This is a genomic window from Stenotrophomonas sp. 220_Sma (assembly GCF_056487375.1).
This window is the reverse complement of the sequence record NZ_CM151348.1, coordinates 3,728,570-3,752,463: the sequence shown is the minus strand read 5'-3', so window position 1 is coordinate 3,752,463 and position 23,894 is coordinate 3,728,570. Positions and strand designations below refer to the sequence as shown.

General features: G+C 68.2%; 19 protein-coding genes. 15 read left to right on the top strand and 4 right to left on the bottom strand.

All coding sequences use genetic code 11. The features are described from left to right. Window positions 1–33: 33 nt before the first annotated feature. Window positions 34–2,082 (top strand): ATP-dependent DNA helicase, encoded by a 2,049-nt coding sequence (locus ACZLIB_RS17570; protein ID WP_478468264.1) that lies wholly within the window; start codon window positions 34–36, stop codon window positions 2,080–2,082. A 9-nt stretch (window positions 2,083–2,091) separates the two neighbouring features. Beyond that, window positions 2,092–2,805 carry a tRNA (adenosine(37)-N6)-threonylcarbamoyltransferase complex dimerization subunit type 1 TsaB gene (gene tsaB / locus ACZLIB_RS17565; RefSeq protein WP_478468263.1) on the top strand — a complete coding sequence of 238 codons (714 nt, stop codon included), beginning with the start codon at window positions 2,092–2,094 and terminating at the stop codon, window positions 2,803–2,805. A gap of 588 nt (window positions 2,806–3,393) precedes the next feature. Here the strand turns inward: tsaB and ACZLIB_RS17560 are convergent. Both ACZLIB_RS17560 and gshB read right to left on the bottom strand, forming a co-directional pair. Next, window positions 3,394–4,278, bottom strand: a complete 885-nt coding sequence (locus ACZLIB_RS17560; RefSeq protein ID WP_478468261.1) for an energy transducer TonB family protein — start codon at window positions 4,276–4,278, stop codon at window positions 3,394–3,396. After that, window positions 4,278–5,225: a glutathione synthase gene (gshB, locus tag ACZLIB_RS17555; protein WP_012511876.1), complete on the bottom strand. Its 948-nt coding sequence runs from the start codon at window positions 5,223–5,225 to the stop codon at window positions 4,278–4,280. Before gshB ends, ACZLIB_RS17560 begins: the two co-directional genes overlap by 1 nt. 240 nt (window positions 5,226–5,465) lie before the next feature. Here gshB and pilG point away from each other — a divergent pair, with 240 nt between their 5' ends. From pilG to ACZLIB_RS17520, 7 genes are all read left to right on the top strand, one after another. Beyond that, window positions 5,466–5,867 carry a twitching motility response regulator PilG gene (gene pilG / locus ACZLIB_RS17550; RefSeq protein ID WP_005418455.1) on the top strand — a complete coding sequence of 134 codons (402 nt, stop codon included), beginning with the start codon at window positions 5,466–5,468 and terminating at the stop codon, window positions 5,865–5,867. Between the two features lie 17 nt (window positions 5,868–5,884). Continuing rightward, window positions 5,885–6,247 (top strand): response regulator, encoded by a 363-nt coding sequence (locus ACZLIB_RS17545; RefSeq protein WP_005410717.1) that lies wholly within the window; start codon window positions 5,885–5,887, stop codon window positions 6,245–6,247. Further along, a complete protein-coding gene (locus ACZLIB_RS17540; protein WP_005410716.1) occupies window positions 6,247–6,777 on the top strand; it encodes a chemotaxis protein CheW in 531 nt (176 codons plus the stop codon). Before ACZLIB_RS17545 ends, ACZLIB_RS17540 begins: the two co-directional genes overlap by 1 nt. A 41-nt stretch (window positions 6,778–6,818) precedes the next feature. Then, entirely contained in the window at window positions 6,819–8,855 is a 2,037-nt protein-coding gene (locus ACZLIB_RS17535; protein WP_032130100.1) for a methyl-accepting chemotaxis protein, read from the top strand. A gap of 100 nt (window positions 8,856–8,955) precedes the next feature. Continuing rightward, window positions 8,956–15,648 (top strand): Hpt domain-containing protein, encoded by a 6,693-nt coding sequence (locus tag ACZLIB_RS17530; protein WP_478468260.1) that lies wholly within the window; start codon window positions 8,956–8,958, stop codon window positions 15,646–15,648. Then, on the top strand, window positions 15,635–16,975 hold the full coding sequence (locus tag ACZLIB_RS17525) for a chemotaxis protein CheB (protein ID WP_478468259.1): 1,341 nt from the start codon (window positions 15,635–15,637) through the stop codon (window positions 16,973–16,975). The genes ACZLIB_RS17530 and ACZLIB_RS17525 overlap by 14 nt, the downstream gene beginning before the upstream one ends. Next, on the top strand, window positions 16,972–17,436 hold the full coding sequence (locus ACZLIB_RS17520) for a chemotaxis protein CheW (protein WP_065723902.1): 465 nt from the start codon (window positions 16,972–16,974) through the stop codon (window positions 17,434–17,436). The genes ACZLIB_RS17525 and ACZLIB_RS17520 overlap by 4 nt, the downstream gene beginning before the upstream one ends. Before the next feature lie 108 nt (window positions 17,437–17,544). Here the strand turns inward: ACZLIB_RS17520 and ACZLIB_RS17515 are convergent, their stop codons facing one another. Further along, window positions 17,545–18,282: a 16S rRNA (uracil(1498)-N(3))-methyltransferase gene (locus ACZLIB_RS17515; protein ID WP_478468257.1), complete on the bottom strand. Its 738-nt coding sequence runs from the start codon at window positions 18,280–18,282 to the stop codon at window positions 17,545–17,547. Next, window positions 18,273–19,664, bottom strand: a complete 1,392-nt coding sequence (gene bioA, locus ACZLIB_RS17510; RefSeq protein WP_285303450.1) for an adenosylmethionine--8-amino-7-oxononanoate transaminase — start codon at window positions 19,662–19,664, stop codon at window positions 18,273–18,275. Before bioA ends, ACZLIB_RS17515 begins: the two co-directional genes overlap by 10 nt. 77 nt (window positions 19,665–19,741) lie before the next feature. Here bioA and nudE point away from each other — a divergent pair, with 77 nt between their 5' ends. From nudE to ACZLIB_RS17480, 6 genes are all read left to right on the top strand, one after another. Continuing rightward, window positions 19,742–20,305, top strand: coding sequence for an ADP compounds hydrolase NudE (gene nudE / locus ACZLIB_RS17505; RefSeq protein ID WP_010482713.1), 564 nt, complete (start codon window positions 19,742–19,744; stop codon window positions 20,303–20,305). Beyond that, window positions 20,302–21,105, top strand: a complete 804-nt coding sequence (gene cysQ / locus ACZLIB_RS17500) for a 3'(2'),5'-bisphosphate nucleotidase CysQ (protein ID WP_049400405.1) — start codon at window positions 20,302–20,304, stop codon at window positions 21,103–21,105. The genes nudE and cysQ overlap by 4 nt, the downstream gene beginning before the upstream one ends. A 13-nt stretch (window positions 21,106–21,118) precedes the next feature. After that, window positions 21,119–21,958 carry a nucleoside triphosphate pyrophosphohydrolase gene (mazG, locus tag ACZLIB_RS17495; RefSeq protein WP_049422149.1) on the top strand — a complete coding sequence of 280 codons (840 nt, stop codon included), beginning with the start codon at window positions 21,119–21,121 and terminating at the stop codon, window positions 21,956–21,958. Continuing rightward, window positions 21,955–22,284: a YnfA family protein gene (locus ACZLIB_RS17490; protein WP_032130110.1), complete on the top strand. Its 330-nt coding sequence runs from the start codon at window positions 21,955–21,957 to the stop codon at window positions 22,282–22,284. Before mazG ends, ACZLIB_RS17490 begins: the two co-directional genes overlap by 4 nt. Before the next feature lie 280 nt (window positions 22,285–22,564). Further along, entirely contained in the window at window positions 22,565–22,867 is a 303-nt protein-coding gene (locus ACZLIB_RS17485) for an Mpo1-like protein (RefSeq protein WP_049422150.1), read from the top strand. Between the two features lie 66 nt (window positions 22,868–22,933). Continuing rightward, on the top strand, window positions 22,934–23,893 hold the full coding sequence (locus tag ACZLIB_RS17480; protein WP_005410704.1) for an SPFH domain-containing protein: 960 nt from the start codon (window positions 22,934–22,936) through the stop codon (window positions 23,891–23,893). Window position 23,894 lies beyond the last annotated feature (1 nt).

Below are 23,894 nucleotides of genomic sequence, written 5' to 3'. Positions count from 1 at the left end.
GGGCAGCGCCCGGCCGGGTATCCTTTCCCTCTGATGTCCGACCTTGTCCATGCCAGCCGCGAAGCCCTCAGCGACGGCGGCGCGCTCGCCTCGCACCTGGATGCATTCGTCCCGCGTCCGGCACAGCTGCACCTGACCGAAGCCATCGCCGATGCGCTGCAGCAGCGTGATCTGCTGCTGGCCGAGGCCGGTACCGGTACCGGCAAGACCTTCGCCTACCTGGTGCCGGTGCTGCTGTCCGGGCTGCGTACCATCATCTCCACCGGCACCCGTGCGCTGCAGGACCAGCTCTACCACCGCGATCTGCCACGGGTGCGCCAGGCACTCGGGGTCGGCCTGCGCAGTGCGCTGCTGAAAGGGCGTGCGAACTACCTGTGCCGCTATCGCCTGCAGCAGGCGCGCGGCGAGCCGCGTTTTTCCAGCCCTGAACAGGCGGCGCAGTTCCAGCGCATCCTGGCCTGGTCCGGTCGCTCGGAGTTCGGTGACATCGCCGAGCTCGACGGGCTGGCCGACGACTCCCCATTGCTGCCGATGGTCACCTCCACCGTCGACAACTGCCTGGGCACCGATTGCCCGTTCTGGGATGACTGCTTCGTGGTGCGTGCGCGGCAGCGTGCACAGGCTGCCGATGTGGTGGTGGTCAACCATCACCTGCTGCTGGCCGATCTGGCCCTGAAGCAGGATGGCTTCGGTGAACTGCTGCCGGGCGCCCAGGCCTTCGTCATCGACGAGGCGCACCAGTTGCCCGAACTGGCCGCGCAGTTCTTCGGCGAGGGTTTTGGCATGCGCCCGTGGCAGGAGCTCGGGCGCGATTGCCTGGCTGAAGCACGCGGTGTGGGCGGCGCGCAGTCGGCGCTGCAGGAACCGGTCGACCAGTTGCAGCAGGCGCTGCTGGCGCTGCGTTCGGCGATGGAGGGACTGCCGCCGCGTGGCACGCAATGGCGCGCGCTGGCGATGTCACAGGTGCGCGACGGCTTCGATACGGTGATGGCGGGCCTGGTGATGCTGGAGCAGGCACTGCAGCCGCTGCGCGAAGCAGCGGCCGGCCTGGATGCCTGCCATGCGCGGGCGCGTGAGGCGGTCTCGCGGCTCAGCCGCTGGTTGGGCGATGACGAGCCCACTCTCGACTTCGATACCGATCCGGCGGACACAGCCAGCGCGGCTGATGTGCTCTGGTACGAGCTCACGCCACGTGGTTTCCGCTGCCAGCGCACGCCGATGGATGTATCCGGCCCGTTGCGCGAGCATCGTGAGCGTAGTCGCGCGGCATGGATCTTCACCTCGGCGACGCTGACCGTGGGCGGTGGTTTCGATCACATCGCCACCCGCCTGGGCCTGGACGATCCGCACACGCTGGTCCAGCCAAGCCCGTTCAATTGGCCCGAGCAGGCGCTGTGCTACCTGCCCGAAGGCCTGCCTGATCCGGCCGCGCGTGGTTTCGGCACTGCGCTGATCCAGACCTTGCGGCCGGTGTTGCAGGCCTCGCAGGGCAGGGCATTCCTGCTGTTTGCTTCGCATCGCGCCCTGCGTGAGGCGGCCGAGGCGTTGCGCGACGGGCCATGGCCGTTGTTCGTGCAGGGCGAGGCGCCACGCGCGACGCTGCTGCAGCGCTTCCGTGAATCCGGCAATGGCGTGCTGCTCGGCTCGGCCAGCTTCCGCGAGGGCGTGGATGTGGTCGGCGAAGCGCTGAGCGTGGTGATGATCGACAAGCTGCCGTTCGCGGCGCCGGACGATCCGGTGTACGAGGCGCGGCTGGAGGCGATCCGCAGCCAGGGCGGCAATCCGTTCCGCGACGAGCAGTTGCCGCAGGCGGTGATCGCATTGAAGCAGGGTGTCGGCCGCCTGATCCGCAGCGAGAGCGACCGTGGCGTGCTGGTACTGTGCGACCCGCGCCTGCTCAACCGGGGCTATGGCCGGGTCTTCCTCGATTCGCTGCCGCCGTTCCGGCGTACCCGCAGCCTGGCCGATGTGCAGGCCTTCTTTACGCCACAATGGGCGCCCGTGTCCGATGATGCGGCTGCCCCAGTCGCTGTTGCGACCGGCCCTGAGCCGGCGCCCGGTGCCACGTTCCCCTTGTTCTGACCCGATCCGATGAAACTGCTCGCCTTTGAAACCGCCACCGAAGCCTGTTCCGTTGCCCTGCATGTCGATGGGCAGGTGCTGGAACGCTTCGAGATCGCCCCGCGCCGGCACGCCGAACTGAGCCTGCCGTGGGCGGAGGCGCTGCTGGCCGACGCCGGCATCAGCCGCCGCCAGCTGGACGGCATCGCGCTCAGTCGCGGCCCCGGCGCGTTCACCGGCGTGCGTCTTGCGATCGCGATTGCCCAGGGCATTGCGCTGGCCCTGGACCGTCCGCTGTTGCCGGTCTCGACGCTGCAGGTGCTGGCGTTGCGGGCACCGGCCGAGGAAACGCAGATCCTGTCGGCGATCGATGCGCGGATGGGCGAACTCTACGTTGCCCGCTTCGAGCGCGTGGACGGCCTGCCGGTGGCGCGTGATGCCGAGCGCGTATGCGCACCCGCTGCGGTATCGCTGCCGGAAGGGCTGTCCGCCTACGGCGTTGGTACCGGTTTGGGTGCGGCCGAGGGTGCGCTTGTTACGCAGTTGGGCGCTGGCCTGCGCGGCTTTGATGCCACTGCGCTGCCGCGGGCATCGGACGTGCTGGCGCTCGCGGTGCCGGCCTTCGCGCGCGGCGAAGCCATCGCACCGGAGAAGGTCGAGCCGGCGTACCTGCGTGACAACGTGGCACTGACCCTGGTCGAGCAACAGGCCGCGCGCGAGGCGAAGGCGAAGGCCAACGGCTGAGCCCCTCGTGGCGGGGGGGCGTAGATCAAAAGCCCTGGTTTGGCCGGGCGGGTGGGCTGCGCAGGGGGCGCTGCAAGTACGTCCCTGTAAGCTCGGTCGCCGCTTGCCCGTGTGCGCTGTCCTGCGCACACGGCAAGACCGGGGTTGGGCGTCCTGCCCAACCCGCCCGAGGCATGCCTCGGGCCCATGCGGCTCACGCCCCTGCGCAGCCCACCCGCCCGGCCTCTGACAGTTTCCGTGTGCGTCCGCCACGGAAAATCAAAAAAAAAAAAGAAAAGTCAAAGTCAAAAGCGGATCGCTTCGCTCGCATCCACGCGTAGCGTGGATGTGTGTCGACCAAGGTCGACACCTACCAACAGCGGAGCGGGACGCGATGCGCCGGGATCTGTCAGAGGTGGGGCGGGTGGCTGGGCAGGACCGTTGGCGCCATGGATGGCGCCATCGAGCCCCCATGGACGGGTTTACGGCGTGTCCTGCAAGCCCACACCGCCCCGCCAGGTCCGACATCTCCGCCGCCGCTTCTGCTGTTGCTTCGGTTGTGGCCGTCGCCTCTGCGGGTCCCGGGCCGCAGGCCCGGGCACCAAAACCCTACCGGTCGTCGTGCAGGGTGCCGCCCGGCAGGAACACCCACGTGCGGGTGACCTGCAGGATATCGATCTCATCCTCGGTCTTCGGCAACGGCGGGAACGGCTGCGCCAGCTTCACCACCCGCAGCGCCGCCTCATCCAGCAACGGCGTCCCGCTCGAACGCAGGATCCGGCTGCTTTCCACGCTGCCATCGCGGCGCACACCCACGCTGATCACCACCTGGCCACCCAGGCGGCGCTGCCGGGCCTCGTCCGGGTAGTTCAGGTTGCCGACGCGCTCGGCGCGATCGACCCAGGCACGCAGGTAGTTGGCATAGGCATATTCGCGCGTGCTGGCCGACACGAACTTGCGGTTCGGGCGCTTGGCGTACTGCGCCGAGCGTAGATGGACTTCAGCGGCCAGGCGGGCCATTTCCACATCGCGCTGCTCGCGCGCGCTCAGCGGCGCGTCCGGTTCGGGCTGATCCGGCGTGGGCCGGGGCTGTGCCTGCGCGACCACCTCTTCGCCATTGCGGCTGCTGACCACCCGCGCCTGCGGCGGCGGAACCGGTGCGGCCGATTGCTGCTGCTGCGGAATCGGGCTGATTCCGGACTGGGCCTGCGGCACGATGCCGGCCTGGTTGTCACGCGGACGCTGTGCGCGGTCGTGTTCGCCACCGCCTTCCTGGTTGGCTGCGGCCAGGAAATCAGCCTGCTTCGGCGTCAGTGCGGTGCGGGTCTGGCTGAAGATCACTTCCAGCGTCGGCACCAGCGGCGCATCGCCCTTCACGGCGAAGCCCACGCCCAGGATCAGCAGGGCGTGGACCAGCACCGACAGCGCGATGGTCGCCCCCAGCCGTTGCGCTTCGCGCGGCGGCGGGGGCAGTACGGCAGGTGCGGACGGCATCAGCGCAGGCCGGCCTCGAGTGCGTCGAACAGGGTGCCGGCGATGTTCAGCCCGTACTGTGCGTCCAGTTCGCGCACGCAGGTCGGGCTGGTCACGTTGACCTCGGTCAGGTAATCACCGATCACGTCCAGGCCGACGAAACGCATGCCACGACGCTTCATCTCCGGCCCGACCTGGGCGGCGATCCAGCGGTCGCGCTCGCTCAGCGGGCGGCCTTCGCCGCGGCCACCGGCGGCGAGGTTGCCGCGGAATTCATCACCCTGCGGGATGCGCGCCAGGCAGTAGTCGACGGGTTCGCCATCGACCAGCAGGATGCGCTTGTCGCCGGCGGTGATGTCGGGGATGAACTTCTGTGCCAGCGCCATCCTGTGGCCGCCGTCGGTCAGGGTTTCCAGGATCACATTCAGGTTCGGATCGCCCTGGCCGCTGCGGAAGATCGAGCGGCCGCCCATGCCATCCAGCGGCTTCAGAACCGCCTGGCCGTGTTCCAGGGCAAAGGCCTTCAGCGCCTTGGCGTCGCGGCTGACCAGGGTCGGCGGGCAGCACTGCGGGAACAGCAGGGCGGCCAGCTTCTCGTTGTAGTCGCGCAGGCCCTGCGGGTTGTTGACCACGCAGGCACCGGCAGCGGCGGCCACATCCAGCACCTGGGTGTCGTAGATGTACTCGGCGTCGACCGGCGGGTCCTTGCGCATCAGCACGATCTGGCCGGGACCGAACTCGGTACGGCTGAACGCACCCAGCTCATACCAGCCGGCCGGGTCGTCGCGCACCTGCAGCGGTGCGGTCTGGGCCACCGCCACGCCACCTTCCAGGGCCAACCCGCCCGGGCGCACGTAGTGCAGGGCATGGCCGCGGCGCTGGGCTTCCAGCAACATGGCGAAGGTGGTGTCCTTGGCGATCTTGATGTGGGCGATGGGGTCCATCACCACGATGACGTTCAACGGCATGGGCGCACCTGTCTGGCAAGGCGTTGATGGTAGCGGCAACGCCGGTCGCGCGCCTCCCCGCCGTACTGCAACGCAGCGTCCGCCCGGCGGTCGCGCACGCATTGCGAAACCCGTCACGTTCAGGAGGGTGCCATGCCCTGCGCCATGGGGCGGCCTTGAAGCGGGCGCGGAAAGTGCGATATAGATACGCTTTCGTAGCGGCCCCCGCCAGAGATCGGGCCGTGCGCTTGGGGATAGGCAATGACTGAAAACACGACTGCGGGCGGGGAACTCGCAGGACTCCGGGTGATGGTCATCGATGATTCGAAGACCATCCGCAGGACTGCGGAAACGCTGCTCAAGCGCGAAGGCTGCGAGGTGGTCACCGCCACCGACGGCTTCGAAGCGCTTGCGAAGATCGCAGACCAGCAACCGCAGATCATCTTCGTCGACATCATGATGCCGCGCCTGGACGGCTACCAGACCTGTGCGCTGATCAAGGGCAACCAGCTGTTCAAGGCGACCCCGGTCATCATGCTGTCGTCCAAGGATGGCCTGTTCGACAAGGCGCGGGGACGCATCGTCGGCTCGGAGCAGTACCTGACGAAGCCTTTCACGCGTGAAGAACTGCTGGGTGCCATCCGCACATACGTCAACGCCTGACCAGGGGGAAAGGCACAATGGCTCGTATCGTTCTGATCGAGGATTCACCGACCGACCGCGCGGTGTTCACCCAGTGGCTGCGCCGTGCCGGCCATGAGGTGCTGGAAGCGGACAACGCCGAGGATGGACTGCAGCTGGTCCGCGACCAGGTGCCGCAGCTGGTGCTGATGGACGTGGTCCTGCCCGGCATGAGCGGCTTCCAGGCCACCCGTGCGATGGCCCGTGATGCGGCGATCAAGCACATTCCGGTGATCATCGTCAGCACCAAGGCGATGGAAACCGACAAGGCATGGGGCCTGCGCCAGGGCGCAGCCGATTACATCGTCAAGCCGCCGCGCGAGGATGAACTGATCGCGCGGATCAACGAACTGGTGGCCTGATGCGCTCGCCCTTCGACATCCTCGAAGCCTATGAACGGCGCAGCCTGGCCCATGCGGTGCAGCTGCCCGAGCGGCAGTTCGCCCAGGACCTCTGGCGTGGCGTGGGCTACCGCGTCGGCCAGCGCCGGCTGGTATCCGATTTCCGCGAAGTGGTGGAAATCGTGCCGATGCCACCGGTCACCCCGGTGCCGTGCGCGCAGCCGTGGCTGCTGGGCGTGGGCAACCTGCGCGGCAACCTGTTCCCGGTGGTCGACCTGAAGTACTTCCTGGAAGGCACGCGTACCGTGCAGCAGGAAGGCCAGCGCGTGCTGATCATGCGCCAGGCGGGTGGCGACGTCGCGCTGACCATCGATGAACTGTTCGGCCAGCGCAGCTTCGAACTGGACCAGCAGATCGCGGCCGGCACGCTGGCCGAAGGACGTTACGGCCACTTCGTCGATCGCGCCTTCCACGCCGACGGCCACGACTGGGGCGTGTTCTCGCTCTCGCTGCTGTCGCGTACCCCTGAATTCCGGCAAGCCGCGGCCTGAGGCCGGGCATCGCCCCCTGCATTGAAGATCGAGGTTGAACGATGAGTACTGCTTCGGACGCCACCAAGACCGGCAAGCTGCGGCTGGGCGGCAGCAACCTCTGGTTGTTCCTGCTGCTGGCATCGATGATCCTGTTCGGCGTCAACACCGGCGTCGCCACCTGGCAGGGCAGTCGCCTGGCCGATGCCGGCTCCAAGGCGGCCGACCTGCAGGTGCTGTCACAGCAGCTGGCCAACCAGGGCCGTGATGCGGTGGGCGGCAACGCGCAGGCGTTCACCGCCTTCAAGGCCACCCGCAACGCGATCGAACAGAACGTGTCGACCCTGCAGGGGCGCTACGGCAAGGAACCGGGCGTGTCCGGTGCGATCGCCACCCTGGCCGAGACCTGGGCGCCGCTGGGCAAGCAGGCCGGGCAGCTGGTCGCCAGCGAGCCCGCCGTGCTGGCGCTGGCCGGCAATGCCAACAACTTCACCGGTGCGGTGCCGGGCCTGCAGGCCCAGCTGAACGAGCTGGTGCGCGCGATGTCCGCCTCGGGCGCGCCGTCGTCGCAGGTGTACAGCGCACTGCAGCAGGTCGTGGTGGCCGGTTCGATGGCCCGCCGCGTGACCGAAATGCGTGCCGGTGGCAGCGCCGCTGCCACCTCGGGCGATGCACTGGCACGCGACATTACCGTGTTCTCGCAGGTGCTCGACGGCCTGCGCAACGGCAACGAGGAACTGGGCATCACCGCCGTGCGCGGTGCCGCCGCCGTGGCCGCGCTGGAGCAGTCGCAGCAGAAGTGGGAGGCAATGAAGCAGGACGCCGATGCGATCCTGGCCAGCTCGCGCCAGCTGTTCGCCGCCCAGTCCGCCGCCACCGCGCTGGGCCAGGGGTCGGCGCACATGCTGGACGACAGCCGCAAGCTGTTCGAGGCGTTCTCCTCGTTCGGCTCGGTGTCCGATACCCGCCTGTTCCCGAACTTCTGGATCGGCGTGGTGTCCGGTGCGCTGTCGCTGATCGCGATCATCGGCTTCGTCTCCACCAACGTGCGCAGCCGCTCGCGCGAGCAGGAACTGCGCTACCAGACACAGGTGGAATTCAACAGCCGCAACCAGCAGGCGATCATGCGGTTGCTGGACGAAATCTCCTCGCTGGGTGAGGGCGACCTGACCGTGAAGGCCTCGGTGACCGAGGACATGACCGGCGCCATCGCCGACGCGATCAACTACGCGGTGGACGAGCTGCGCCACCTGGTGACCACCATCAACGACACCTCGGCCAAGGTCGCGCTGTCCACCCAGGAAACCCAGGCCACCGCCATGCAGCTGGCAGAGGCGGCGGGCCACCAGGCCAACCAGATCACCTCGGCCTCGGACCGCATCGGTGAAATCGCGGCGAGCATCGAACAGGTGTCGCGCAACTCGGCCGAGTCGGCCGACGTGGCACAGCGCTCGGTGGTGATCGCTGCCGAAGGTGCCGGCGTGGTGCGCGAGACCATCCAGGGCATGGACCAGATCCGTGACCAGATCCAGGAAACCTCCAAGCGCATCAAGCGCCTGGGCGAGTCGTCGCAGGAAATCGGCTCGATCGTGGAACTGATCAACGACATTTCCGAGCAGACCAACATCCTGGCATTGAACGCGGCGGTGCAGGCGGCTTCGGCCGGTGAAGCGGGCCGCGGTTTCGCGGTCGTGGCCGACGAAGTGCAGCGCCTGGCAGAACGTACCTCGGGCGCAACCCGACGCATCGAGAACCTGGTCCAGGCCATTCAGGCCGATACCAACGAAGCGGTCACCTCGATGGAACAGACCACCGCCGAAGTGGTGTCCGGTGCACGCCTGGCCGAGGACGCCGGCACCGCACTGACCGAAATCGAGCGCGTGTCCAATGCACTGAACACCCTCATCAAGAACATCTCCATCGCCGCCCAGCAGCAGTCGGCTGCGGCCTCGGACATCACCCGCACCATGGGCGTGATCCGGCAGATCACCGGCCAGACCTCGCAGGGTGCCGGGCAGACCGCCGAATCGATCGGTCATCTCGCGCAGCTGGCGGCCGACCTGCGTCGTTCGGTCGCCGACTTCAAGCTGCCGGCGTGACGCGGGCAGGGCGGCGAGCAAGGAACCAGTCGATGAAGCATTTCCATTCCCCACGCCAGAACTCGCGCGGCTTCCGCGCGGCGGCGAACGGAGCGCGTCCATGAGCAGTCTGCGCGATGCGATGAGCCACGCAGCGCTGGGCTGGGTCAAGCCCGAGCTGGACGAGACCCTGCGCCAGGTGCGCAACGAGGTCGAGTACTACGCGGAAGACCCGGCCGATGCCAGCCGCATGCGCATCTGCGCCGGCTACCTGCACCAGGTGCAGGGCACCCTGCGCATGGTCGAGCTGTACGCCCCGGCGATGGTGGCCGAGGAGCTGGAACAGCTGGCCAATGCCATCGGCGCCGGTAGCGTGGCTGATCGGGATGAAGCCTGCGCGACCCTGATGCGCGGCAGCGTGCTGCTGCCCGATTACCTGGAGCGCCTGCAGAACGGCCACCGCGACATTCCGATCGTGCTGATGCCGCTGCTCAACGAAATCCGTGCCGCGCGTGGCGAAGAGGGCGTGCATGACAGCGTGCTGCTGGCGTTCGCGCCGGACAGCGTCAGCGCCACCGAGGCCGAGCTGGACCATGCCCGGGGCAGCCTGAGCGGGCGCAACCGCGAGCTGCTGGATACCGTGGGCAGCGCGGTGAAGGAAGAACTGCTGCGCATCAAGGATGCGCTGGACCTGCACCTGCGTACTGGCGGTGCGCCCGAACAGCTGCAGACCCAGGCCAACGAACTTGGCGCCGTGGCCGATACGCTGGGCATGATGGGCCTGGGCGTTGCCCGCGGCGTGGTCGTGCAGCAGCGCGATGCGCTGCGTGGCGTGGTCGAAGGGCGCCAGCAGATCGACGAGAACCTGCTGCTGGATATCGCCGGCGCACTGCTGTACGTGGATGCCTCGCTGGACGACCAGGTGGCCCATCTGGGCGCCGGTGGCAGTGGCGAGGACGATCCGAGCGCGGTCGAGAACCGGCGCACCGTGGAAGTGCTGGCGCATGAAGCCATCGCCAACTTCGCCGCGGCCCGTGAGCATTTCGTCGCTTTCATTGAAACCAGCTGGAACCATGCCGAGCTGCAGGACGTGCCGCGCCTGCTGGGCGATGTGTCCGGTGCGCTGCGCATGCTCGACCTGAACACCGCCGCCGATTACCTGCGCGGTGTGCAGCAGTACATCGAAGCCGAGCTGATCGGTCGCCAGCGCGTGCCCAGTGGCCGCCAGCTGGACACCCTGGCCGATGCCATGGCCAGCCTGGAGTACTACCTCGAGGCTCTGCGCGACCGCCGCCCGGGTCGCGAGGACATCCTCGACATCACCCGCAGCAGCCTTGAAGCGCTGCGCTATTGGCCGTTGCCGGACCGCAATGCGGTGGCGCCTGTTGCCGCCGCGCCGATTCCGTTCGCATCGCTGCTGGTGGACCGCGAGCCGATCGCGCTGCAGGCCGAGCCGGTGCAGCCGGAGCCCATCGAGATTCCGGTGCAGCCGGCCGCGCCCGCCGCCGGCACGGTGCCGGTGCCGCTGCCGGACTTCACCTTCGATCCGCCACCGGCCGCGCCTGCACCGGAGGTGGTGGACAACCGCCTGATGTTCGGGGCGCTGGGGAGTGTCGCCTCCACACCGCTGTCGCTGCATGACGACGCGGATGCACCGCTGGTCTTCGCCGCGTCCAGCGCGCCTGCGCCCGAGGTACCGCAATGGGATCTCGCACCGTTCCATCCGGACTCCGAGCCGACCGCGAGTGCCGAAGACGAGCGCAGTCCGACCTTCGCCAGCTTCGACCCGGTCAGTTTCGAACGGGCCGAAACCAGCGTGGAACCGGCGCCGCAGTGGACATTGTCGGAGGCAACACCGCCGGCATTGGCCGATGTGGCTGTGATGGATGTCGAGGACGACGTCGACGCGTCGGTGCCCTTTGACACCGCTGACGTTGCCGCGCCCGTGTTCGACCCGGTGGCTGCCGAGCACGATGTGGTCGCCGCCGGTGACGACGTGGTGTTCCGTTTCGACGCCGATGCGCTGGACAATGCCGACGACGTGCTGTCGCTGCACGCGATGGAGACGCTGTCGCTGGACGACGACGCCGGGTTGCACCCGGCGCTGGAGATCGTCGATCCCGCTGCATCCGTGCGGCTGGACGAAAGCCCTGTGGTTGCCGAAGCGGACGCGGTTCCGGCGGATGTGCAGGAGGACGTGCCCGCGCCGATGGCCGAGGTGCTGACGCCGGTCTCCGATGCACCGGCACCGGCGGTGTCGGTGATTGATATCGACACCATCGCGCCCATCGACTTCAGCGAAGCCGACGCGCAGTTCTTCGCCGAGCTGAGCGCCGCGGCGGCCGATTTCAATCCGCAGGCCATGGCGGCTCCACCCGCTGCGGACATCCCGGTCGTGGCCGGCACCGAGACCGGCTTCGAGGCCGGCTTCGACGACGATGCCGAGAACATCGACGAGGACATCCGCGAGGTGTTCCTGGAAGAGTTCGACGACGAGCTGGCCAACCTGGGCACGCTGCTGCCGGCATGGCGCATGCAGCTGGACAACATGGACCGGCTGCGGCCGATCCGCCGCATCTTCCACACCCTCAAAGGCAGTGGCCGCCTGGTGGGTGCACGCACCCTGGGCGAGTTCGCCTGGAAGATCGAAGGCATGCTCAATCGCGTGCTCGATGGCAGTCGCCCGGCGACTCCGGCGGTGCTGGCGATGGTCGACAACGCCCATGCCGCGCTGCCGCAGCTGAACGCCGCGCTGCGCCATGGCCAGCGCATCAGCGTGGACCTGCAGGCGATGCAGGCCATTGCCGATCGGGTCGGTGCCGGCGAGGAGACCTTCTACGTGCCGTTGCCGGCTGCGGCCGCACCGGCAGCGACACTGGCCGAGTCCGAAGGCGAAGACGAAATCAGCCGCCTGCTGGAAGCCGAGGCCGCTGCGTCGGCGCAGGCCGATGCCACGGCGGTGGCGGAAGACGCCGGTACCCCGGCCAACATCGACAGCGTACTGCGCGAGATCCTCGAGGCCGAGGTCGAAGTCCACCAGGCGACCCTGCAGGAATGGCTGCGCTCGGCGCAGCAGGCACCGCAGCCGGTCAGCGACGCACTGCTGCGTGCGGTGCACACCATGAACGGCGCCTTCGCGATGACCGAAGTGCCGGAAATCACGGCGGTCACCGGCGGTGCCGAGTCCTACATCAAGCGCGCCCTGGCCGCCGACGTGGTGCCTGGCGACGAGGGCGTAGCCGCACTGGATGCGACCGCGCAGGCGATCACCGCGACCATGGAAGCGCTGCAGGCCGAACAGCCGCGGATTGTTCCGCAGGGCGCGTTGGTGCAGCGGCTGCAGGCATTGGCCGGCGAGCTGCCGGAAGCGCGCTGGCCGCTGTTCGCGCTGGAAGACGAGGACGAAGAGGGCGTCGAGCTGGCGCCTGATGCCGAGCAGGCATCCGCGGCCGAAGCGCCGCTGGCCGGGCTGGACACGCTGGACGAAACCAGCATGCCGTCCGCTTTCGATGCGGCGACCGATTTCATTGCCGAGCCGCAGTCGCATGCCGAAGATGCGCTGGAACCGGTTCCAGCTGCAACCGGGCTGGAGGCGCTGGACGTCGCAGCCGACAGCGGCCTGGACGTGGGTGAGCTGACCGCCAGCGACGATCTTTCGCGTTACTTCGACGCCGGCTGGCCGTCGGTGCCGGGCGAAGGTGAACCTGCCGCGGACGACACCGGCGCGATTGAATCGATCCAGCCGATTGAAAGTGCGCCTGATGTCGCCCAGGACGAATCAGATGCCGTGCCGGCGATCGCGACGGTCGACGACGCTGATCTGACCATGGCGGACGATCTGTCGCCGTACCTCGACGCCAGTGCGCTGCCGGTGGATGACCGCGACGCGGAAGAGTTGCCGGTGTCTGCGGAAGTTGACGCGATCGACCTGAATACGCCGTTGCCGTTTGATTCGGACAGTGACGATGACAACGTCATTGACGACGCTGCTGCACTGCCACTCGACAGCGAGCTGTCGAGCCTGCAGGATGAAATGGCTGTGCCGGGTTTTGCAGAACCGGTCACGCTGGCAGCCGCGCTCGAGGCCGGCCTGCACGTGATCGAGGAGGAGCAGACCCTGGACGACGACGGGCAATGGCCCGTGATCGGCCTCCAGGCCAGCGAACTCGCGCCGGGTGAGGCAGATGCCTTTGCCGAGGATGCGGACGTCGGCGGGGAGGCGGCGGTCGGTGAAGGAGAGAGCGCCGATCAGCCGTCCCCGGCGACGGTGATTGAGGAGATCACCGCAGAGGCGCCGCAGGGCGGCACTGCTGCGGTGCGCTTCTTCGAAATGGAAGACGCACCGGGCCAGGGCACGGTCGATACCGATGCACAGGTTGCAGCGACCGACATCGTGCCGCGTGCGCCGCACCACGAGCAGGCACCTGTTGCGGCGGATGCCGAAGACGGCGCCGATGCACTCGACTTCAGCGTGTACGACCGCGAGCTGGTCGATATCTTTGTCGAGGAAGGCAAGGACCTGCTCGACCACTGCGATGGCCTGATCAGCGAACTGCGCGATGCACCGCAGGACCGCGAGGTGCTGGCCGGCCTGCAGCGTGATCTGCACACCCTGAAGGGTGGCGCACGCATGGCTGGCATCAATGCCATCGGCGACCTTGGCCACAGCATCGAATCGCTGCTGGAGGCGGTGGCCGCTGGCCGTACCGAGATCGAACGCCGCGACGTGCAGCTGCTGGAGCGTGGCTTTGACCGCCTGCACCAGCTGCTCACCCGCACCGGCGCGCACCGCGTGGTGGAGCCGGCGCAGGATCTGGTCGAAGCCTTCGAGGTCCGCACCACCATCGATATTGCCGCAGCCGCTGCGGCCGCGCGTGCGGCCAGCGAGATCGAGACCGTGCCCGCACAGGCCGCGGGCCCGCTGGCGACCCCGATTGAAGCGCCGCTGTCGGCTCCGCTTCCGGCCGAGGGCGTGATCGATGAAGATCCGCTGGCGCGTCCGCAGCAGGAGCAGGTGCGCGTGCGTGCCGACCTGCTCGACCGCCTGGTCAACCATGCCGGTGAAGTGGCGATCTACCGCTCGCGGCTTGAACAGCAGCTGGGTGCCTTCCGTGGTGCCATGGGCGAACTGGAGCGCACCAATGCGCGACTGCGCGACCAGCTGCGGCGACTCGACCTGGAAACCGAGGCGCAGATCGTCGCCCGCTACCAGCGCGAGCAGGACCAGGCCGACCAGAAGTTCGATCCGCTGGAGCTGGACCGCTTCTCCACCCTGCAGCAGCTCAGCCGTGCGCTGAACGAGTCGGCGGCCGACCTGGGTGGCCTGCAGGGCGTGCTGGACGATCTGTCGCGCCAGTACGATTCGCTGCTGCAGCAACAGTCGCGCGTCAGCTCCGAGCTGCAGGATGGCCTGATGCGCGCGCGCATGGTGCCGTTCGATGGCCTGGTGCCGCGCCTGCGCCGCGTGGTCCGCCAGTCCGGCATGGATACCGGCAAGCAGGTCCACCTGACCCTGGAAGGAACCCACGGCGAACTGGACCGCAACGTCCTCGACCGCATGGTCGCGCCGCTGGAACACATGCTGCGCAACTCCGTGGCTCATGGCCTGGAAGCGCCGGAACAGCGCCGCGCCGCCGGCAAGCCGGAGGAGGGCGAGATCGCCATCCGCCTGCACCGCGAAGGTTCGGAAATCGTGCTGGAAGTGGCCGATGACGGTGCTGGCCTGGACCGCGAGGCGATCCGCCGCCGCGCCATCGACCGTGGCCTGCTGGCCGCCGATGCGCAGCCGAACGAGCAGGAGCTGGACAACCTGATCTTCGCGTCCGGCTTCACCACCGCCGACCAGGTCAGCCAGCTGGCCGGTCGTGGCGTGGGCATGGACGTGGTGCGCAACGAAGTGCGCCAGCTCGGTGGCTCGGTCGACATCCAGTCGGTGCGGGGCCAGGGCGTGCGCTTCACCCTTCGCTTGCCGCAGACGCTGGCCGTCACCCAGGCGGTGTTCGTGCAGATCGGCGAAACCACCTTCGCGGTGCCGGTGGCCTCGGTCAGTGGTATCGGCCGCCTGTCGCGCGAGCGTTTCGAAGCCGCCGACAGCAGCTACCGTTACAGCGGCGAAGACTATCCGCTGTACGACCTCGGCAGCCTGGTCGGGCAGGCCCCGGCGCGTGCCGATGGCCAGGACCAGGTGCCGCTGCTGCTGGTCCGTGCCGGTGATCTGCGTGCCGCCGTGGCGATCGACCAGGTGCTGGGCAACCGCGAAATCGTGGTCAAGCCGGTCGGCCTGCAGATCGCGTCGGTGCCGGGCATCTACGGCGCGACCATCACCGGCGATGGCCGCGTGGTGGTGATCCTGGACGTGGCGCCGCTGGTGCGCCGCTTCCTCGCCAACCCGACGCTGCCTGTGCTGGCCAACGCACCGCGCCAGGAGCGCCAGGTGCCGCTGGTGATGGTGGTCGACGACTCGCTGACCATGCGCAAGGTCACCGGCCGCATCCTCGAACGCCACAACTTCGAGGTCAGCGTCGCCCGCGACGGCGTGGAGGCGCTGGAGCGGCTGGAAGAGCGCGTGCCGGACCTGATGCTGCTGGATATCGAGATGCCGCGCATGGATGGCTACGAGCTCGCCACCGCGATGCGTGCCGACCCGCGCTACAGGGACGTGCCGATCGTGATGATCACTTCGCGCAGCGGTGACAAGCACCGCCAGCGCGCCTTCGAGATCGGTGTCCAGCGTTACCTGGGCAAGCCGTACCAGGAACTGGACCTGATGCGTAACGTGTACGACCTGCTGGGGATCGCCCGTGTCCGTGAGTGAAACCCAAGCGGCTCCGGCCGTGGCCCTGCTGGCCCGTCCCGGCGCGGCGCGCGAGCGCCTGCGTGAGGCGTTGTCGCACGCCGATGTGCAGCTGGTGCTGGAAGATGATCCCAACACGCTGGAGGCGCGGGTCCTGCAGGAGGCGCGCCCGCAATTCGTGGTGATCGCGCTGGAAGCCGCCATCGAGGACGCCTTGGAGCGCCTGGAAGCGGTGCTGTCCGCACCGGGTCTGACCCTGGTCTTCGACGAGGCCGAACTGGCTGCACGTCGTGATGGCTGGGAGGCTCAGCGCTGGGGCCGTCATCTGTCCGCCAAGCTGCATGGCCACCAGCAGGTGTTGCCGCCGGGGGCCGAAGAAGAACCCAGCCTGCAGTTGGAGCCGGGCCACCCGGCACCGCCACCGGCGCCGCAGGAAGAAGCGCTGCAGCCGCACCTGGAGCAGGCATTGAGCTGGGCTGACGAGGTCCCCGCTGACACTCTGTACTCGCCGCCTGCGCAGCTGCACGAACCGATCGCGCTGGAACAGGCGCTGGCGGCCTTGCAGCCGGTGGTGCCTGAGCGGCTGGAGGCCCCCGCACTGCCGTCGCTGGCAGAGACCGCGTCCGCAGCACCGCCGCTACCGCCGGTCTCCCTCGACCACACCGCCTGGTCGCTGGTCGAGGACGAGGCCGATGCCTCGGCAACCGCTCCGCACCACGCTGCCGTGGAGGCTCCGCTGCCTTCCTTCGATACCGGTCATCTGAGCCTGGTCGATCTGGACGCTGCTGAGCCCGTGGGCGCACGCGCCGGATCGCTGCTGGTGCTGGCCGGCATCGGTGGCCCGGATGCGCTGCGTCGCCTGCTCGGCGCGCTGCCGCCTTCGCTGAGCGTGCCCGTCCTGGTGCACATGCGCCTGGATGGCGGGCGCTACGGCAACCTGGTCAAGCAGATGGCACGCGTGTCGCCGTTGCCGGTGCAGCTGGCTGAAGCCGGCCAGCGTGCAACTCCGGGTGAAGTGCACGTGCTGGCCGATGACATCGGCGTGCAGGCAGCCAGTGACGGCCTGCATTTCGTCAGCGACGCGCAGGGCATTGCGATTGCCGCGCTGCCAGCTGACCACACCGCGCTGGTCCTGCTCAGCGGCGCTGACCTTGCGCATGTTGGTCCGGCGCTGGATCTGGCCGCCGCCGGTGCATGGGTGGCCGGTCAGGTGGGCGAGGGCTGCTACGACCCGGCTGCGGCCACGGCGGTGGTTGCTGCCGGCATGGTGGCCGGTGAACCGCAGGAACTGGCGCAGGCGATTGCCGCGCGCTGGGGTGAGCAGGACGACAACGGAGAAGCACCATGAGCTATGCCAGCAATGACGAAATCCGTGGCGTCCTGATCCAGGCCGGCAACGCGCGCGTGCTGCTGCCCAATGCCACCGTGGCCGAAATGATGTCGCGCGTGCCGGTGCAGCCGGTCTCCGATGCGCCGCGCTGGCTAGTGGGCGAGATCGGTTGGCACGGCTGGCAGGTGCCGCTGGTGTCGTTCGCACGTCTTTCGGGACTGGGCGAGGAAGCCGTGAGCGGCCATAACAAGGTGGTGGTACTGAAGGCCCTCAGCGGCAACGCGCAACGCCCGTACTACGCCCTGCTGACGCAGAACTTCCCGCAGCTGATTTCGGTTCCGCGCGACGGCCTGCTGGCTGACGCCTCGGAAGAAACCCTGCCGGACATCGTGCACATGCGTGTGCTGCTGGGCGAGCAGAGCGCGCTGCTGCCGAACCTGGACGCGCTGGAAGCGGCGCTGGATTCGCTGGCGGCCTGATCGGACATCCGCCGGGCATTTTGAATTCCTGGTAGTGCCGGCCGCTGGCCGGCATCCACGGAATCATGCGGTTGCCGGCCAGCGGCCGGCACTACCAGGAATCGGGCCTTACCCCAGATCCCCCAACCGTGCCTGCAACGCTGCAATCGCGGCCAGGCCGGCCGTTTCCGTGCGCAGGATGCGCGGGCCCAGCTGCAGGCCCTGGAATTCTGCCGCCGCCAACTGATCCCGGTCGCGCGGCGACCAGCCACCTTCCGGGCCGATCGCGATCACGATGCCGCCTGCCGGAGCGGCCGCCAGCGTCGACAAGCGATGTGTGCCCAGCGGGTCCAGGGTCAGCCGCAGCGTATCGGGCGGCAGCGCCGCTGCCGCCTGCGCCAGCGACAGCGGGGATCCCACGTGCGGAATGCGCGCGCGCCCGGACTGGCCGCAGGCAGAGGTCACCACATTGTTCCAGTGCGCCACGCGCTTCTCCGCCCGTGCTGCATCCAGCTTCACCTCGGTGCGCTCGGCGTTGACCGGAATGATCGCCGCCACGCCCAGTTCGGTGGCCTTCTGCAGGATCAGGTCCATCTTCTCGCCGCGGGCGATGCCCTGCAGCAGGGTGATCGCCAGCGGCGATTCGGTGTCGATGGCCTGCACGGCGTCGATGCGCACCTGCACTTCGCGCTTGCCGGCCACGGTCAGCGTGGCGCTGTAGTCATGGCCGTCGCCGTTGAACAGCACACAGGTATCGCCCTCGCGCAGGCGCATCACCCGTACCAGGTGGTTGGCGGTCTCTTCCGGCAGGGTCACGGTCTGGCCGCTGTGCAGCGCCAGGTCGATGGGGCAGCGGGTCACGCGCATGCAATCGCCTCGTCAATCGCCGCCAGCGTGGTATGTGCCAGCAGCTCCAGTTGTTCGTCATCCACGCAGTAGGGTGGCATCCAGTACAGCACGTCGCCCAGCGGACGCAGTACCACACCGCGCTTCAGCGCGGCCTTGTAGGCGTGCAGGCCCAGCCGCATGGCCGGGTCGAACGGTGTGCGCTTGTTGCCATCGCGCGACAGCTCGAACGCCACCACCATGCCGGCCTGGCGCACGTCGGCCACGTGCGGATGGTCGCTGAACGGTGCGGCCAGCGTGCCCATCACCGAGGCGATGCCGCGGTTGCGGGCGATCACATCGTCGTCGCGGAAGATGTCCAGCGTCGCCAGCGCGGCCGCGCAGGCCAGCGGGTTGCCGGTGTAGCTGTGCGAGTGCAGGAACGCGCGCTCGCGCGAGTCGTCGAGGAAGGCGTCGTACAGTGCCTGCGTCGCCAGCACGGCGGCCAGTGGCAGGAAGCCGCCGGTCAGGCCCTTGGACAGGCACATCAGGTCCGGCATCACCCCGGCCTGCTCGCAGGCGAACAGGGTGCCGGTGCGGCCGAAGCCGGTGGCGATCTCGTCGGCGATCATGAACGCGCCGTGGGCATCGCACAGTTCGCGAACCCGCTGCAGGTACACCGGGTCATGCATGCGCATGCCGCCCGCGCACTGCAGACGAGGTTCCAGGATTACCGCGCAGATCTCGCCCGGATGCTGGTCGAACAGCGTGGCCAGTCCATCCGCCGCCTGCCGCGCGCGATCGGCGGCGCTCTGGCCGGGCTCGGCCAGGTAAGCGTCGGGCGAGGGCGCGAACAGCCCTTCGGCCAGCAGCGGCGCATAGACGCGGCGATACAGCGGGATGTCACCCAGCGCCAGCGCGCCCAGGGTCTCGCCGTGGTAGCCGTTCTCCAGCGCGATGAAGCGCGTGCGGCGCGGCTCTCCGCGGTTCTGGAAGTACTGGAAGGCCATCTTCAGCGCCACTTCCACGCCAGCTGAACCGTTGTCGGCGTAGAACACCTTGGCCAGCGGTTCGCGGCCAGGCTGGCGCGGGGCCAGCGCCAGCAGGCGTTCGGCCAGGGTGATCGCTGGCTCATGACCGAAGCCGGCCAGCATCACCTGTTCCAGCTGCGTGGCCTGGGCGGCGATGGCACCGCCGATGCGCGGTTCGGCGTGGCCGAACAGATTGGTCCACCAGCTGCTCACCGCATCCAGATAGCGGTTGCCGTCGTGGTCGATCAGCCAGGCACCTTCGCCACGGGCGATCGGCACCAGCGGCAGGGTGTGCGGATGCTCACGCATCTGCGTGCACGGGTGCCACAGCACCTGCAGGTCGCGCTGCCGCCAGTGGCGGGCCAGCGGGGAGGGGGTTGGGTCTGCTAGCATTTCGGGCTCATGAACATGTTGCTGCCTGCACATTCTATCGGCCCCGGCGCAGGCGCCGGCCGCCGCGGAGATTCCGCATGAACGATGACCGTGCCGGCCGTCGCTTGCCGATCATCCATCGGATCACCGATGAGGAGAACGGTCCCTTCCAGCGCCAGCACCTGGACCTGGAGTTCTCCAACGGCGAACGCCGCCGCTTCGAGCGGCTGGTCAGCCGGGGGCATGGCGCGGTGGTGGTGGTGCCGATGCTCGACGACGAAACCGTGCTGCTGGTACGTGAATACGCCGCCGGCATGCACCGCTACGAACTGGGCCTGGTCAAGGGCCGGATCGATGCCGGCGAGACCCCCGAGCAGGCCGCCGACCGCGAACTGAAGGAAGAGGCCGGTTACGGCGCGCGCCGGGTGGATGTGCTGCGCGCGATGACCCTGGCCCCGACCTACATGAGTCACCAGTCGTGGCTGGTGGTGGCGCGCGACCTGTACCCGGAAAAGCTGGCCGGCGACGAGCCGGAAGAGCTGGAAGTCGTCCCGTGGAAGCTGGCCGAGTTGGACCAGCTGATGCTGCGCGAGGACTTCTCCGAGGGACGCTCGCTGGCGGCGCTGTTCATTGCCCGCCAGTGGCTGCAGGGATTGCGATGATCAAACTGACCACGGACCTGCGCGAGACCGCCATCGCCATTGCCCAGGAAGCCGGACAGGCCATCATGCAGGTCTATGCCGATGGCTTCGACGTGCAGCTCAAGGACGACAACAGCCCGGTCACCGCCGCCGACCTGGCCGCCAACCAGGTCATCGAGCAGGGCCTGCAGCAGCTGACCCCGGATCTGCCGATCCTGTCCGAGGAATCGGCGCAGGTCCCCTGGGAACAGCGCCGCCACTGGGGCGCCTACTGGCTGGTCGATCCGCTCGATGGCACCCGTGAGTTCGTCAAGCGCAACGGCGAGTTCAGCGTCAACATCGCGCTGATCTACCAGGGCGCACCGGCCTTCGGCGTGGTGCTGGCCCCGGTGACCGGCATCGTCTGGCATGCCATGCGCGGCGAGCTGGCCTATCGGCGGCAGGGCCTGCACGACACCGTGCTGCGCACCCGCACGCCGGCCACCGCACCGCTGCGCGTCGCCGCCAGCCGTTCGCACCGCTCGCCGGAAACCGAGGCGCTGCTGGCGCGCATGGGCCGCATCGAGACCATCGCGCAGGGCTCGTCGCTGAAATTCTGCCGGATTGCAGAAGGCGGCCTGGATGTCTATCCGCGGCTCGGCCCGACCTCTGAATGGGATACCGCCGCCGGCCAGTGCGTGCTGCATGCCGCCGGTGGCGCGGTACTGTCGGCAGCGACCGGCAAGCCGTTCCGCTACAACCGCCGCGAGACCCTGTTGAACGGCGATTTCATTGCCCTTGGTGACACCAGCCTGCCGTGGCGCGACTGGTTGTCCGACTGACCCTGGAGGCCGCATGAGCGCGCATGACACCCCCATCGCCGGCAGTGCCGCCAGCAACGAACTGGAGCGCCTGCTGGCGATCATGGCGCGCCTGCGCGATCCGCAGGGCGGCTGCCCCTGGGACCTGGAACAGAACTTCGCGACCATCGCGCCGTACACCATCGAGGAAGCCTACGAGGTGGCCGATGCGATCGACCGTGGCGACCTCGATGATCTCTGCGATGAGCTGGGCGACCTGCTGCTGCAGGTGGTGTTCCATGCACGCATGGCCGAGGAGCAGGGCGCCTTTGCTTTCGCCGAGGTCGCACGCGCGATCAGCGACAAGATGCAGCGCCGCCACCCGCACGTGTTCGCCGATGTCAGCGTCGATGACGCCGATGGGGTGACCCGCAACTGGGATGCGATCAAGCGTGCCGAGCGTGCCGCCAAGGGCGAGCAGGACACCTCCGCATTGGCCGGCATCTCGCGTGGCCTGCCCGAATGGCAGCGAGCGGTGAAGCTGCAGTCGCGCGCGGCCAAGGTCGGTTTCGACTGGCCGGGCCCGTTGCCGGTGCTGGACAAGGCGGCGGAGGAACTGCAGGAGTTGCGCGAGGAGTTCGAGCGCGGCGACATCGCCGGCAACAAGGCGCGCCTGCAGGAAGAGCTGGGCGACCTGCTGTTCGTCTGCGCCAACCTGGCGCGCCACGCCGATATCGATCTGGGTGCGGCGCTGCGCGGGGCCAACCACAAGTTCGAACGCCGCTTCCGTGCGATGGAAGCGCAGGCTGACGCCCAGGGTGGAGCGCTGGCGTCGATGGACCTGGATGCGCAGGAAGCACTGTGGCAGCACGCCAAGGCGGCGGAGAAGGCGTGAAGACGCTCGCGCTGTTCCTGCTGACCGCGCTGGCCGAAATTGTCGGCTGCTACCTGCCGTGGTTGTGGCTGCGCAAGGGCGGCAGCGTGTGGCTGCTGCTGCCGGCGGCGGCCAGCCTGGCCCTGTTCGCCTGGCTGCTGACCCTGCACCCGACCGCCAGTGGCCGGGTCTATGCGGCCTACGGTGGTGTCTACATCGGCACCGCGCTGTTCTGGCTGTGGCTGGTCGATGGCATCCGCCCCAGCCGCTGGGACCTGTTCGGCGCAGCCCTGTGCCTGGCCGGCATGGCGGTGATCATGTTCGGGCCGCGCACGCCCCCGGTGTAGCGTCGAGCCAGGCTCGACGGCTTCGGCTCTTGTAGCGTCGAGCCAGGCTCGACGGCTTCGGCTCTTGTAGCGTCGAGCCATGCTCGACGGCTTCCGCTCTTATGTAGAGTCGAGCCATGCTCGACTGCAACTGGGAGGGCCAGTCGAGCATGGCTCGCCTCTACAAAGGCAGCGCCACCGGATCATGCACTGACTTGTCAGAATCGGCCACGCTGTCCAGGCCGCTTTCCCTCCCGGGAAGGCGCATGATGGCGGTGACCACGGCCCCCGGAACACGCACATGTCCCGCTTCGCCAGCTTCCGCGAGTTCTATCCGTTCTATCTCAGCGAGCACCGCCACCCGGTATCGCGCCGGCTGCACTTCGTCGGCAGCTGCGGCGTGCTGCTGCTGGTCGTTGCAGCGATCCTGCGCGGGCAGCCGGTGCTGTTGCTGGCCGCCCTGTTCTGCGGTTACAGCTTCGCCTGGGTCGGCCATTTCTTCTTCGAGAAGAACCGCCCGGCCACCTTCCAGCACCCGCTGTACTCGTTCATGGGCGACTGGGTGATGTTCGCCGACATCCTGCGCGGGCGCGTGCCCTGGTAGCTCCGCTGTGAATGTGGCCTTCACGCGCTATGCTGGGGCCTGGACGTCATAGATAAGGAAAGCAAGATGTTCCCGACCATGTTCTTTACCGTGGTACTGGCCTTCGTGGCCGTGGTGATCCTGTTCAAGGCAGTACGGATGGTGCCCCAGGGCTACGAGTGGACCGTCGAGCGCTTCGGGCGCTACACGCACACCATGACCCCCGGCCTGCATTTCCTGATCCCGATCGTGTACGGGGTGGGGCGCAAGGTGAACATGATGGAGCAGGTGCTGGACGTGCCCAGCCAGGAAGTGATCACCAAGGACAACGCCGCCGTGCGCGTGGACGGCGTGGTGTTCTTCCAGGTACTGGATGCCGCCAAGGCCGCCTATGAGGTGGCCAACCTGGAAGTGGCGATGATCGCCCTGGTGCAGACCAACATCCGTACCGTGATCGGTTCGATGGATCTGGATGAATCGCTCAGCCAGCGCGAGGTGATCAATGCCCAGCTGCTGAGCGTGGTCGACCATGCCACCAATCCCTGGGGCGTGAAGGTCAACCGCATCGAGATCCGCGACATCCAGCCGCCGCGCGATCTGCTGGATGCGATGGCGCGGCAGATGAAGGCCGAGCGCGAGAAGCGCGCGCAGATCCTCGAGGCAGAGGGTTCACGGCAGTCGGAGATCCTGCGCGCCGATGGCGAGAAGCAGGCCACCGTGCTGGAAGCCGAAGGCCGCCGCGAAGCCGCGTTCCGCGATGCCGAGGCGCGCGAGCGCCTGGCCGAGGCCGAAGCGATGGCGACCAAGGTGGTGTCGGCCGCGATTGCCGAGGGTGACGTGCAGGCGATCAACTACTTTGTCGCGCAGAAGTACGTGGAAGCGTTCAAGGAGCTGGCCAGTTCGCCGAACCAGAAGCTGGTGCTGATGCCGATGGAGGCCAGTGGCGTGATCGGTTCGATCGCGGGCGTGGCCGAACTGGCGAAGCAGGCGCTGGCCAGCCAGGACAACAAGGCCGCCGGCAAGCGGCCGCCGCCGCTCGGAGGCTGAC